Origin of the sequence: Corynebacterium testudinoris (assembly GCF_001021045.1) — a bacterium.
In the GTDB taxonomy this organism is placed as follows: domain Bacteria; phylum Actinomycetota; class Actinomycetes; order Mycobacteriales; family Mycobacteriaceae; genus Corynebacterium; species Corynebacterium testudinoris.
In genome coordinates this window covers 2016032-2027938 of the sequence record NZ_CP011545.1, presented here as the reverse complement: position 1 = coordinate 2027938, position 11907 = coordinate 2016032, and the positions used below count along the sequence as shown (strand labels likewise).

12 protein-coding genes are annotated in these 11907 nt (G+C 63.4%); 5 read left to right on the top strand and 7 right to left on the bottom strand.

Annotated features, from left to right (window positions below; translation table 11 throughout):
• Positions 1-14: 14 nt before the first annotated feature.
• Both CTEST_RS09700 and CTEST_RS09695 read right to left on the bottom strand, forming a co-directional pair.
• Positions 15-1622 carry a 4-hydroxyphenylacetate 3-hydroxylase family protein gene (locus CTEST_RS09700; RefSeq protein ID WP_047253569.1) on the bottom strand — a complete coding sequence of 536 codons (1608 nt, stop codon included), beginning with the start codon at positions 1620-1622 and terminating at the stop codon, positions 15-17.
• A gap of 16 nt (positions 1623-1638) precedes the next feature.
• The gene (locus CTEST_RS09695; protein ID WP_047253568.1) at positions 1639-2202 is read right to left on the bottom strand and encodes a flavin reductase family protein; all 564 of its coding nucleotides are present in this window, start codon (positions 2200-2202) and stop codon (positions 1639-1641) included.
• A gap of 157 nt (positions 2203-2359) precedes the next feature.
• On the opposite strand from CTEST_RS09695, the gene CTEST_RS09690 reads away from it, so the two are divergent.
• Positions 2360-3301: a helix-turn-helix transcriptional regulator gene (locus tag CTEST_RS09690; RefSeq protein ID WP_052844363.1), complete on the top strand. Its 942-nt coding sequence runs from the start codon at positions 2360-2362 to the stop codon at positions 3299-3301.
• On the opposite strand, the gene CTEST_RS09685 is transcribed toward CTEST_RS09690, so the two are convergent.
• Genes CTEST_RS09685 through CTEST_RS09675 form a run of 3 tightly spaced genes read right to left on the bottom strand, consistent with a single transcriptional unit; the run spans position 3282 to position 6144 of the window.
• Complete coding sequence (locus CTEST_RS09685) at positions 3282-4439, bottom strand: alpha/beta hydrolase (protein ID WP_047253567.1); 1158 nt, start codon at positions 4437-4439, stop codon at positions 3282-3284. The two genes, CTEST_RS09690 and CTEST_RS09685, sit on opposite strands and share 20 nt — an antisense overlap.
• A gap of 27 nt (positions 4440-4466) precedes the next feature.
• Positions 4467-5165: a YoaK family protein gene (locus tag CTEST_RS09680; RefSeq protein ID WP_047253566.1), complete on the bottom strand. Its 699-nt coding sequence runs from the start codon at positions 5163-5165 to the stop codon at positions 4467-4469.
• A gap of 46 nt (positions 5166-5211) precedes the next feature.
• Entirely contained in the window at positions 5212-6144 is a 933-nt protein-coding gene (locus tag CTEST_RS09675) for a hypothetical protein (RefSeq protein WP_047253565.1), read from the bottom strand.
• A 144-nt stretch (positions 6145-6288) separates the two neighbouring features.
• Here CTEST_RS09675 and CTEST_RS09670 point away from each other — a divergent pair, with 144 nt between their 5' ends.
• Positions 6289-7629, top strand: coding sequence for a DUF2252 domain-containing protein (locus tag CTEST_RS09670; RefSeq protein WP_047253564.1), 1341 nt, complete (start codon positions 6289-6291; stop codon positions 7627-7629).
• 4 nt (positions 7630-7633) lie between these two features.
• Here the strand turns inward: CTEST_RS09670 and CTEST_RS09665 are convergent, their stop codons facing one another.
• Complete coding sequence (locus CTEST_RS09665) at positions 7634-8269, bottom strand: GAP family protein (protein ID WP_047253563.1); 636 nt, start codon at positions 8267-8269, stop codon at positions 7634-7636.
• A 115-nt stretch (positions 8270-8384) separates the two neighbouring features.
• On the opposite strand from CTEST_RS09665, the gene CTEST_RS13585 reads away from it, so the two are divergent.
• The 3 genes from CTEST_RS13585 (at position 8385) to CTEST_RS09650 (ending at position 11118) form a co-directional block, all read left to right on the top strand.
• Entirely contained in the window at positions 8385-9056 is a 672-nt protein-coding gene (locus tag CTEST_RS13585) for a DsbA family oxidoreductase (protein ID WP_236686077.1), read from the top strand.
• Positions 9057-9065: 9 nt separating this feature from the next.
• Positions 9066-9632: a metallophosphoesterase family protein gene (locus tag CTEST_RS13580; protein ID WP_047253561.1), complete on the top strand. Its 567-nt coding sequence runs from the start codon at positions 9066-9068 to the stop codon at positions 9630-9632.
• 103 nt (positions 9633-9735) lie between these two features.
• Entirely contained in the window at positions 9736-11118 is a 1383-nt protein-coding gene (locus CTEST_RS09650; RefSeq protein WP_047253560.1) for a YeeE/YedE thiosulfate transporter family protein, read from the top strand.
• Here the strand turns inward: CTEST_RS09650 and CTEST_RS09645 are convergent.
• Positions 11115-11888, bottom strand: coding sequence for an aldose epimerase family protein (locus CTEST_RS09645; RefSeq protein WP_047253559.1), 774 nt, complete (start codon positions 11886-11888; stop codon positions 11115-11117). The genes CTEST_RS09650 and CTEST_RS09645 overlap by 4 nt on opposite strands.
• Positions 11889-11907 lie beyond the last annotated feature (19 nt).

Genomic DNA, 11907 nt, shown 5'->3' with positions numbered 1-11907 from the left:
CGCGCCCGCGAGGCTTAGCGTTTGCCCTTTCCGTAGGCATAGACATCGGCCCCGGAAATCATGTCGGGTACGGTCCAGCCGTCGAGGTCGTATTCGGACATGAACTGCTCGGCCAGGCCTCGCATTTTCGCTGAGTCACCGCGCTGGTTCGCGGAGAGCAGCAGCTCGCGCTTCACGTTTTCGTGGTTGCCGGAGTAGTTGCGCTCGTAGAGTTCGTGGCGCCCACCGAACTCGGAGCCAATGGAATCCCACAGGGCCTTCATGACCTTGACTCGCTCTACGGCGCTGATGCCGTTGGAGCCGCGAACGTACTTGTCCAGGTAGGGGCGAATTTCGGGGTTCTGGAAGTCGACCGAGGAGCTGGGCAGGTAGATGAGGCCGGAGGCGACATCCTGCTCGATGATCTCCTTGATGCGGGGGTAGCCCTGCATCATGAACATGCGGTAGGTCAGTCCGTACTCGAGCTTGGGCAAGTACGTGCCGTCGACCCATTCTTCTGGGTCGCGGGCCATGGACTCGGTGAGTGACCAGAAGAGGTTGCGCCAGCCGATGACTTCGCCGACGCGGGCCTCGACTCCGCGGAAGCCGCCGGAGCCGGTGGCATCAAGTGCCTTCATGAGCAGGCCGGCGATGAAGTCGAGCTTGACCGCCAGGCGGGTGCACCCCTGGAAGGTGAAGCGGGGGAGGAAGCCGGACTGGGGGAAGAAGGAGTTGATCTTATCCACGTCGCCGTACATGAAGACGTTCTCCCAGGGCACGAGCACCTTGTCAAAGATGAAGATCGCGTCGTTTTCATCCATACGGGAGGACAGCGGGTAGTCGAAGGGCGTGCCCGTGACTGCCGCGTTTTGGGCGTAGGAGGCTCGGGAGATGAGCTTGATTCCGGGGGCGTCCATCGGAACTGTGCAGATGAGGGCGAATTGCTTCTTCTTGATCGGCAGGCCGTAGTGCGCGATGAAGTTGTAGTTGGTGATGGCGGAGCCGGTGGCCACGACCTTCGCGCCAGAGACGATGAGCCCGGCGTCGGTTTCCTTTTCTACCTTCATGTACACATCGCCGACCTCGTCCGGTGGGAGCTGGCGGTCAACGGGCGGGTTGATGATGGCGTGGTTCCAGTAGAGAACCTTCTCCTGGGACTCGCGGTACCAGCGCTCCGCGTTCGCGCCGAAGGGCTGGTAGAGCTCCTGGTTGGCGTGCAATGTGCCCAGGAAGGAGGCCTTGTAGTCGGGGCTGCGGCCCATCCAGCCGTAGGTCATCCGGGCCCAGGCGGCGATGGCATCGCGTTCTTTGAGCAGGTCTTCTGGTGAGGTGGGTGCCTTGAAGAAGGGCATGGTCACGCCGCCATTGCCGGTGTCGGTGGGGGTGGTGAGAACATCCACGTTGGGGCCGGTGTGCATGGCGTCGTAGAGGCGAGCGACCATGCGGATGGAGTTGCGGAACGCGGGGTGTTCCGTGACATCGTTGACGCGATCGCCGTGCAGCCAGACTTCGCGGCCGTCGCGAAGCGACTCGATGTACTCATCTCCCGTCATGGGACGGGTGGCAAAGTTTTTTTGATGGTTGGCCTCGGCGTCGGCGCCGGGATTGACGGTTCCGCCGTGGGTGCGGTCTTCGGTGGTCATGATCGTGAGTCCTTTGCTAGTAGATGGGGCGGAGGTCGGCGGTCGCGCCGAACCATCCAGTGAAGGGGTCGTCGCCGCTGAAGCTCCAGGTGGCCTCGTGGGAGGTGGGGCCGATGGAGTGGAACGTGGAGCGGAAGAACAGGAGCGGGTCGAGGTGTTCATTGATGTCGGCATCGATGATCTCGCCGATGATGATGACGTGGTCGCCGCCGTCGTACTGCGCCCACGGGGCACACCACAAGGTGGCGAGGTTGCCTTCGAGGGAGGGGGCGATGTTGTCGGCGGCCCAGCGAATGGGTTCGGATTGGGGGCGTCCGGCGAAGTGCATCGCGGTGTCGTTTTGGGTGCTGGCCAGGATGTTGACCGCGAAGCTGTTGTCGTTGAGGATGGTGCAGGCCTTGGAGGTGCGGGTCAAGGTCACTTGGCACAGGCGCGGTTCGAGTGAGATGGAGGTGAAGGCGGTGACGGTGGCGCCGTGTGGGGTGCCGTCGTCGCTGGCGGCGGTGACGACGGTGACGCCGCTGGCGAATTGTCCGAAGATGTTGCGGAGCTGGCGTCCGTCGGGTGCTTGGGCGGTCACGGTGGGGTACTCCTTTCGCTGTGTGATTGATGAGGGAGGGATCACGGGGCTATGATGGGGGTCACATTCAGCAGAATAGGTCTATGCACTACTGGTGGAAAGCCATTAAGCGCACACTTGTCCGCTTTGCGAATCGTCCCAGGATCGGCCCCACATCATGATGAGAATCAACCACTCAGCCGCCACCTTTCGAGAGATTTCCCAGGTCACCGAGCGCAACTATTTTCCGCACACCGTCCGGGCGGAGTCGCGGGTGTTGGCGTGCCGGGCCAATTTGGTCAGCCAGGACCTCGGCGATGCGCGTTTGGTACAGCTCAACTGGGGCGCGGCCGTGCACGTCGAAACCGAACACCCCGGCTCCTTCGCCATCAACGTCCCCCTGCGTGGCCGGATGTCCGTGCGTTCGGCCCACGGCCGCCAGGAGGCTGCCGCTCATACGGCCATCGTTTGCCCGCCGGACGTGCCCGTTGCCTTCCCCGCCTGGGGAGGTGAGGTGACCATGCTGGGGCTACGCCTCAACGGCGACTACCTGCGCCACAACCTGGAGGAAGCGGGGCTGCGCTCGCCGAAGGTGCCGGTGCTGCTCAACCTGCGGGAGGGTTATGGGATGGAGTGGCTGGCGATTGCGACGAGCCTGCTCTCGCAACGCCAAGATGGCGCGGGCCTCATGGATAACCCGCTGGTGGGCAGACATTTAGCTGCGGCCTTGGCCTCCGGGCTCACGCTCATGCTCGCTGACCTGCAGCCCGCGGGCCAGTCGCCGACTCCCGCCCGGGTGCGGCGCGCGGCAGAGGCCCTCGAAACCGATCCCGCCCGGGCGTGGACCGTCGCGGAAATCGCGGCGGTTGCTGGCTGCGGCATCCGCACCCTGCAGGCTGGCTTTCGCACTGAGTTCGGCGTCGGTCCAATGGAGTATCTGCGCGGCATCCGCCTTGACGTCATCCATGATGAGCTCCAGGCCTGCGATCCGAACGGCACGCACACCGTCACCGAGATCGCTACCCGGTGGGGTGTGACCCACCTGGGCCGTTTTTCCGCTGCGTATCGGCGTCGCTTCGGCGAGGCTCCCCGCCACACCCTCAGTACAGCGAGGCCTTAATCGTCTGCCACGCCGGGGTGAGTTGCTCGTTGAAATAGCGCCAGTTGTGCGCGCCGGCCGGGGAGTATTCCACGACCTGATGGGTCATCCCGCGCTCACGCATCGCCTCATCCAGATCGCGCGTGCAATCCAACACGCCGCGCTCCAGGGCGGTGCCGGCGATGATTTCCCGGGCCGGGTCTTCAGCATAAAACTGCAGGTCCTCCTGCCCAATCACACCGTTGGCAGCGGCCAGGTAGATAGCCATATCCCGCAGCCCTTCGGGCTTTTCGACGGTGTCGTGGCTTTCCCACTGCGGGGACCCAAACGGTCCCCACAGGTTGTCGAGGGTGCCACCCCGCGTGCTCACCAACGCGTTGATCGTCTGCCGGCCGAGTTCGCTCGTGGTGGAATAGCAGCCGGAAACACCGACGGCGGCGTCGTAGAGCTCGGGATTGCTGTTGGCGAGGTGGAGGGCGCCGATCGCGCCCATAGATAAGCCGCCAATCGCGCGGTGGCCATTGAAGTGCAGCAGCGGATCACTTTCCAGCGCGCTCGGAAGCTCCTGCGTGAGAAAGGTTTCCCACTGGTTTCGCCCCAGTTCTGGATCGTCGGCGACCCAGTTGGAATACAGCGATGCCCGCGCCTGCGTCGGCATCACCACCGTGACGTTCTCCCGCCCGAGCACGTCAGGGACACCGCCGTTGGCGACCCAACCTGAGTCATACTCCGCGTCGGCCCCGTCCAGCAGGTAGAACATCGGGGCTGGCACGAAGGGGTTCGCCGCGCGTTGAATTTGCACCGACACATTCCGCCCCATGGCGGGGGAGGCGATGGTCCAGCGTTCGATGCGCTGGGCGAGGTCGTCGATCCGCTTGCCGACGATCCGCACCTCCCGGATGTTCTCATCCACCGGCAGGGGGTACTCGGGGCTGATGTCTCGCAGTGGTCCGGGCACGGTGACCTGGGAAGAGCCGACGTCCGCGAGCGTATCGATGGACTGGTGCAGCTTCCTGCCCGACCAGTCCGGATCCTCGCTCGATTGCGTGGCCGCATCCCGTACCGGCTCGTCAGAGCTTTGGGCATAAGCAGCTGGGGGGAAGATGAGAGCAGTGGCGGTGGCTACAGTCAGCAAGGCGCGGGGCAGTCGGCGGGGCACAACCGCCAAATTACACGAAAACGAAAACTAATACGGGTCGACAGCGACCCGGACGAGTGACCCTTGCCGACGCCCCCGGATCCGCAAAACCACAGCTACCGCAGAAATTGCGATGCTCAACACCGTCGCGACGAGCAGCGCATCCATCCCCAGGTAGTGAAACCCTAACGCCCCGCAGAACGCTCCGGCGGACAGTCCCGCCCACATTTTCAAATGCTCGATCCACGCAGAGTGCGTGCCACCGAAAAAGGCGTCGACGAAACGCTGCCCCATCTTCACCAACGTGCCCGTCATATACGTCAACGGAATCGACACCTCCCCGGCCCGCTCAAAGATGCTGTTCATGGAGCCAATGGCGACGGAGGTGACCATGATGGCGAGTGCGTGGGCGTCGATAAGCACAAAAAGTGACGCAATGCTGAATAGGACGCAGGTGTTGGCGAGGACCGCCTCGCGGACACGATCGGTGGGGACGCGCCGCATCGCGATGCGGCGGACCAACGCCCCCTCCATCACACCCAACAAAAACAACACCACCGCGGAACCCGCCAACCAGGCCAAACCGGCATCGCCCTCGACCGCCGACGTCGCGATCCGCGTCGTATTGCCCGACATGAACGAGAGGAACACCCCACCGAGGAAAATGAAGCCGATGGAATCAACAAAACCGGCAATGAAGGCAAACGCGACTGCCAGATTTTTCTCCGCAGCGGTGTACTTGCGCAACTGGGGAACGCTCCTAGGTTTAAAGGGCTAGAGATAGCCCTTAAGTCTAGGCGGTGACCGGGTGGGTATCTCCACGCAGGAGGTCTTCGACCGCCTCAGCCGCGCGGAAAACCTCCTCCCATCGGAAACCCGCAGCCATCGGCTCGCGCGCGGTGTAACTGTGGAACCACTGCGTGCGGCGGCTCCGGGGCGGAACCCACAACCTCTCCAACGCGATGTACGCCGCGGCCTCGGACTCCGGCCCGCGCTGATGACCAGCCTCAACCGGAGTGCCAAAGACCTTGTCCACGTACCCGAGATAGATCTCCGCCACGCACCGAGCAATCTCCACCACCGCGTCGCGCCCAATCTCCGGATTGAGCTGGATGCGATACCACGCGTTCCACTCATTCATCCCCGGATCAGGGCGCTCCCCGGGCAGCGGCCGACGATCGAGATAACACCACGACGTCTCCTCGCCGCGATCTCGCTCCCACGCGACGACAGCGCCGATCTTCCACACATTGCCCAACATCTCGACCCGGCGCAGCGGGATCTTCCGGCCGACACCCTCCTGGGTGAACTCGGCGTAGTCGAGGTTTGCCGTGGTGGCGCTGCCGAGACGCTTACGCCACGTGCTCACCACCTCCGTGTGGGAGGGGAGGTGCTCCACCCCGGTGTGCGCCCGACGGGTGTGAATGGACAGGAAGTGATCCTCGAAGGTGATCTCACTGAGCTCGCTCTCGCGGGGTTGCTCCAGGCGAATCGGGACCGCATCCTCGGTGGGAACATAACCAAACAACTCCCACTCCGACGCCGGACGCAACTGCAGGTGGGCGACCAGGCCCTTCAACGCCTCAAAATCTCCGATGTTCTCCAGCTGGATGTTCTCCGCCAGCTGCAGCGCGGCTGAGGTGACCTGGGGAATAGTCAGGTGCGGCCATGCGCGGGCGAGCTCAACGCTGAATTGGACGGTGCGCGGATGGAGTGTGAGGTCCATGAGGTGGGTCTCCCTTCCGGGATGGGGCTGCTGGCTAACTCCTTGAAAGCGACTCAAATATGTAATGTAGGTCACATCCTAGCGAGGGGATGCGGGGAAGTAAAGGCTCTAGTCAACCTAAGAGCAGTGCGCAATACTTAAACCATGAACGCCCACCGCCCCGACCTCAGCCTCATGCCCACCGATCGCCGAGACCCCCTCGAGATCATCAAGGAGCAGAACCGCACCCGCCTCCAAGACCTCGTTCCCGTCCGCATCGGCCGCATGCTGGAATCCCCCTTCGCCTTCTACCGCGGCACGGCAGCACTGATGGCCTCCGACCTCTCGCGCGTGCCCACCACCGGCCAGCAGGTCCTATCGTGCGGTGACGCCCACATCTCCAACTTCGGGCTCTACGCCTCCCCGGAACGCCGGCTGCTCTTCGACCTCAACGACTTCGACGAGGCCGGCTTCGCCCCCTGGGAATGGGACCTCAAGCGCCTGGTCACCTCGGTGTACCTAGCCACCATCTACAACGACGGCACCGAAGACGAGGCCTTAGAAATCGCGCGGGAAACCTCCACGAGCTACCGCGACACACTGAACAGGCTCGCCGGGATGAGCGCCCTCGACCGCTTCTACGCAGCCGTGGACACCGACTTCATCACCGAGCGCCTGGACTACAAAAAAGCCCGCAAGCGCATGGAAAAGATCGAGAAGAAAGCCCGCAAACGGAACTCGCTCACCGCGCTGAAAAAGCTGACCTTCACCACCGAGAACGGCCAAGTCCGCATCCAAGACCAGCCACCACTCATGCGCCACACCGAGCACGCCACGCCCGAACAGATCGACAGCATCTGGGGCGGCTACCTCCGCAGCAGCGGCAGTGAAATCCGCTACCTGCTCAACAACTTCCGCTACGCCGATCACGCGCTGCGGGTCGTCGGCGTCGGCTCTGTGGGCACCCGATGCTACATCTTCCTGCTCACCGGCCCCACCGGGGAACCGCTCTTCCTCCAGGTCAAGGAGGCCGGTGCGTCCGTGTTGGAAACCTACGGCGGCATCGACCAATCAGCGATCATGGAATGGGCGCCGGAAGGTGCGATCGGGGACGGCTACCGCGTTGTCTCCTGTCAGCGCATCCTCCAATCCCACTCCGACCCCTTCTTAGGCTGGATCCGCGGTTTCGACGGTGTTCAAGGAGAAGAGGTTCCCATCGACTTCTACTGGCGCCAATTCCGCGACATGAAGGGTTCCGTCGATCTCTCCCTCCTCAGCGGCCGAGAATTGCTCATCACGTCTCGCGTGTGCGCCAGCCTCCTCGCCCGCGCGCACTCTCAGTCCAAGGGTGTGTACGAGATCGTTGATGCGTACGGCGATGACAAGAACCTCGATAAGGAACTCGCCGAATTTGCCCGCGGCTACTCGAAGATTGCTATTGCCGATGCCGCCGCTCTCCAGCAGGCTGCCGACGACGGCGACGTCCCCGTGGAGTACGGACTCTAAGCGGTTAAAACACCCCCAGCAGGCCCTTGGACAGGAAGATCGCCCCACCCAGCAGCAAGCCGGCCACCACCAGCGGCTTGCTGTACTTCTCGAACACGTGGGCAATCTTCTCCAGAGCCCGCTGGCCCTCCTTGGAGCGAGACAGCAACAGCGGCCCCCACCCCGGTAGGCAGGCCCCGGCCAGGAGGAATGCCAGCGCGAGGATCATCCACACCACCGAGACCCCGCTGGACGACACGTCTTTTGCCGCCGCGATGACCAGCGGCATGGTGGTGAAGTTCGTCGCCATGGCGAAGACGCCAAAACCGAACGCGTCTTTAGCGCTCAGGCCGTGCTTCTTGTGCTGCTTCGGCTTTGGCTTGTGCCGAAGGAAGTAGACGCCAAGCCCGAGCAACCCCGCTCCCAAGGCGATATCCATGCCCGCGCTAAGCTTCGGCGCCTTCGGTAGCTCCAGCGAAGCGCCGATTGTTTGCACGAGGGCGATGAGAACCACGAGGACTACGGCTGATCCCAGCGCATAGGCCTTCGCGTCTCGACGCCCGTTCTTCCCACTCAACAGCAGCAATTGTTCACTGAGCATCATCGGGCTGACAGCGGCTGCGAGCGTCATCGGGACGAGCACGGCGAAGAGATGAACCATGACTTTGAGCTTACTGTGGCTTCTTTTGGGGTTCGTGGTGACATAAGGGAGGGGATGGGGCAGCCGCGTAGGCCAGCGTCACCACGAACCCCAAAAAGGCCGGGCACTGCTCGGCGTGGGGAACAAGCGGGCGTCGATAAGCGTTGCTCCAGGCATGCGTATTGATATTTGGTCTGACTACATTTGCCCCTTCTGCACCGTCGGGGAGCGCCACCTCAACCTGGCACTGGAGAAGTTCGACGGCGACGTCGACATTGTGTGGCGCAGTTTCCAGCTCGACCCGGATGCCCCGACGGAGCGCCAGGGCAGCGTTGTTGATTATCTCGTGGAGAAGAAGGGCGCCACGCCGGAGCAGATTGAGCAGTTCAACGATGGTCTGGCGCAGCGCGCGGCGGCGGTGGGCCTGGAGTTCAACTGGCGAGAGTCGATGATGGCCAACACGATGACGGCGCACCGGCTGGGCCATTTCGCGCGGAGCCTGGGCAAGGGGGTGGAATGGGATGAGCTGGTGAAGCTGGGCTACTTCACGGAAGGCAAAAACGTAGCGGACCACGATCAGCTGCGAGCCTTCGCCGCCGAGGTGGGTCTGCCGGCCGAGGAGACCGAGCGCATCCTCCATGATCCGAGCGCCTACGCCGACGAGGTTGCCCAGGACATTGACCTGGCTCGCCAGATTGGGGTGCAGGGCGTCCCGTTCTTCGTTTTCGACGGCAAGCTGGCCGTTTCTGGTGCGCAGCCGGTCGAGGTGTTCAGCCAGGCACTCGAGCAAGCTGCTGCAGCCGAATAGGCTGGCTGCATGAATACGTGGTTCACTTCTGACCTTCACCTGGGGCATCGTTTTGTTGCCCGGCTGCGCGGCATGGATGTTATCCAGCATGACCGGCAGATTGTGGCCGGTATTCGGGCGCTGCCGCCCGGTGATCGGCTGTGGGTGTTGGGTGATCTATCGCGCGGCTCCGCCGAGGAAGAGGAGCGGGCGCTTGAGCTGCTGGGGGAGCATGGGGCGCACCTGGACATGCATTTGATTGCGGGAAACCACGATTCTTGCCACCCGATTCATAAATCCGCGTTCAAGATGCAGCGGCATTTCCTCGGGGTGTTTAGTTCGGTGGCGCCGTTTCAGAAGCTGCGCTGGGAGGGCCGGACGGTTTACCTGAGTCATTTTCCGCGGCCGGGCTATGACCATGAGGGGATGGAATCGCGTCACGACGATGTGCGTCTCGACGTCGATCATCTCGTCCACGGTCACTTGCATTCTTCGCAGGCGCTGGTCGCGCCGGGCATGGTGGACGTCGGCGTCGATGCGTGGGGGTTGCGGCCGGTCCGGCAGGAGGACGTGGCGGCGTTACTGTTCCGGCCGTGAATTTAATAAACCGATCCGTTCGTAAAAACTAGACAGATTAGTTTAGTGGGCTTTAAGGTCGGGACCTACCTTGGAATAAACCACGAGAAAGGTCCCCCTCCCCATGATCCTGACAGGTTTGGCCGTCGGCGCAGTCCTCGGCATTGTGATGCAACGCGGACGATTCTGCGTGACCGGAATGCTGCGCGACATCTTCCTCCAACGGACGTGGCGCACCTTCGTCGCCCTCCTCATCGTCATCTCCGTCCACGCCGTCGGCATCGCCGCGCTGAACTCGCTCGGCGTGATTAGCCCCTCGTACAACACCTTCGCCCCCGTGGCCGTGATCGTCGGTGGTTTCCTCTTCGGCCTGGGCATCATCCTCGCCGGGGGATGCGCCTCCGGAACGTGGTACCGCTCCGCCGAAGGGCTCGTGGGATCCTGGATTGCGCTGCTGTTTTACGCGATCAGCGCTGCAGCGATGAACACGGGGGCATTGTCGGGGTTTAACACTTTCATGAACTCCTTCGACACCTCCCTGACCACGCTGCCTGCTACGTTCGGCGTCTCCGTGTGGTTCTTTGCCATCCCGCTGGCACTGCTCACCATCGTTCTCGCCCGGCACTTCCTTGCCCGCGAGTCCACCATTCCCACGTTGGGTGACACGCCCTGGAAGCGGCCCCTGCACGTGTACACCGCGGGCCTGCTCATCGGAATCATCGGGGTCATCGCTTGGCCGCTGTCCGCCGCGGCGGGCCGTAACTCCGGCCTCGGAATCACCACCCCCAGCGCCAACTTGGCCAATTTCACCATCACCGGGGATACGGGCCGGATCGATTGGGGCGTCATGCTTGTCCTCGGCATCTTCGTGGGAGCATTCCTCGCGGCGAAGGCGACGGGAGAGTTCCGCGTCCGCGTGCCCGATGCGACGACTGCTACCCGCGCGATTTCTGGCGGCACGCTCATGGGCGTCGGCGCTGTCCTCGCCGGGGGCTGCACGGTTGGCAACGGTATGGTCCAGACCTCGTTGTTTAGCTACCAAGGCTGGATCGCGCTGTTGTTCATTGCGGTTGGCGTGGGAGTGGGGGCGAAGCTCTGGCTCAAGCCGGCCCGAGCACATGCGCCCGAGTCGACCTACTCCACGGAGGAATCGCTGTCCCAGACCGTCACTTCCGCCGAAGATTCTGTATTGAAAAGCGGCCTTGGTTTCGCCGTTGCGCCGAGCTCCGTGGCGTTGAAGTCCAAGCCCCGCCCGGTGGACAAGGCCCGCCCGCTCGGCGATGGCCGCTACGCTCTGGACACGCTCGGAGCCGTCTGCCCCTTCCCGCTCATCGAGGCCAAGGATATCTTCGAATCCCTGGAGGTGGGCGAGGAGTTGGTCATCGATTTTGACTGCACCCAGGGAACTGAGACCATCCCGCGGTGGGCGGCCGATAATGGCTACGAGGTCACCGACTTCCACCAGGCCGGGGATGCTGGCTGGCAGATCAGCATCCGGAAGACTTAAGCCAGGGGAGCGGCGACGACGTCCATGGCCAGGCGCACCTCAGCGCCGGGGGCGAGGGGGTACCCCTTGAGGTCCTCGCCGAGGAGGGCTGGTTCGACGCAGAGGAAATCGGACCATTCGCCGGGGCCGACATCGGGGATGGTGGCGCCGTCTTCGGGGCCAGGGTTCCAGACGACGGTGGAATCGGCGCCCTCGGAGGTAATGGTGATGGCGCGGCCAAGGCCGGGATCGACGATCGTGGCGGGAGCGGAGTGGGAGAAGATCCAGTCGTATTGGCCGTCGATGTGCACGTCGCCGTGCTGTTTGGCCGTCGCGTCAGTGACGCGATTGAGGCCCGTCGCGCCGGACAGCCCCTCGACGGTAACCTCGGCCACGTGGCTCACCCGGAAGTAGGGGTGGAACCCCAGCTGCACGGGAACGGTGTCGGAGCCGAGGTTCTTCGCGGTCAGCTCGAGGCGCACGCCTTCCGGCAGTTCGGCCACGTGGACGTCGAGTTCTAGGTCATCGAGTTCGAGGGTGGCGTTGATGCCAACGACGTCGGCGGTGACTCGCCAGTCACTGGTGCGCGCCCAGCCGTGGTTGGGGCGCTTGCCCCACAGGTTGCCAAACCAGGGAGCGATGAGGGGAACGCCGCCGCGGATGGCGTGTCCGTTGCCGTGGGAGGTTGTTGAGGACACGTAGAACAGTTCGCCGAGGGAGGTATCGGCGCTGGTCAGGTGCGCACCGGAGGGGCAGAGGGAGAGTCGGTTGGTGGTAAGCAGGTCGTCCATACCTTCCCAGAATAGACCC

What these genes read in the sequence shown, in the direction of transcription:
- CTEST_RS09700 (WP_047253569.1), bottom strand. Translation starts at nt 1,622, where the DNA reads ATGACCACCGAAGACCGCACCCACGGCGGAACCGTCAATCCCGGCGCC.
- CTEST_RS09690 (WP_052844363.1), top strand. Translation starts at nt 2,360, where the DNA reads ATGATGAGAATCAACCACTCAGCCGCCACCTTTCGAGAGATTTCCCAG.
- CTEST_RS09675 (WP_047253565.1), bottom strand. Translation starts at nt 6,144, where the DNA reads ATGGACCTCACACTCCATCCGCGCACCGTCCAATTCAGCGTTGAGCTC.
- CTEST_RS09670 (WP_047253564.1), top strand. Translation starts at nt 6,289, where the DNA reads ATGAACGCCCACCGCCCCGACCTCAGCCTCATGCCCACCGATCGCCGA.
- CTEST_RS09665 (WP_047253563.1), bottom strand. Translation starts at nt 8,269, where the DNA reads ATGGTTCATCTCTTCGCCGTGCTCGTCCCGATGACGCTCGCAGCCGCT.
- CTEST_RS13580 (WP_047253561.1), top strand. Translation starts at nt 9,066, where the DNA reads ATGAATACGTGGTTCACTTCTGACCTTCACCTGGGGCATCGTTTTGTT.
- CTEST_RS09650 (WP_047253560.1), top strand. Translation starts at nt 9,736, where the DNA reads ATGATCCTGACAGGTTTGGCCGTCGGCGCAGTCCTCGGCATTGTGATG.
- CTEST_RS09645 (WP_047253559.1), bottom strand. Translation starts at nt 11,888, where the DNA reads ATGGACGACCTGCTTACCACCAACCGACTCTCCCTCTGCCCCTCCGGT.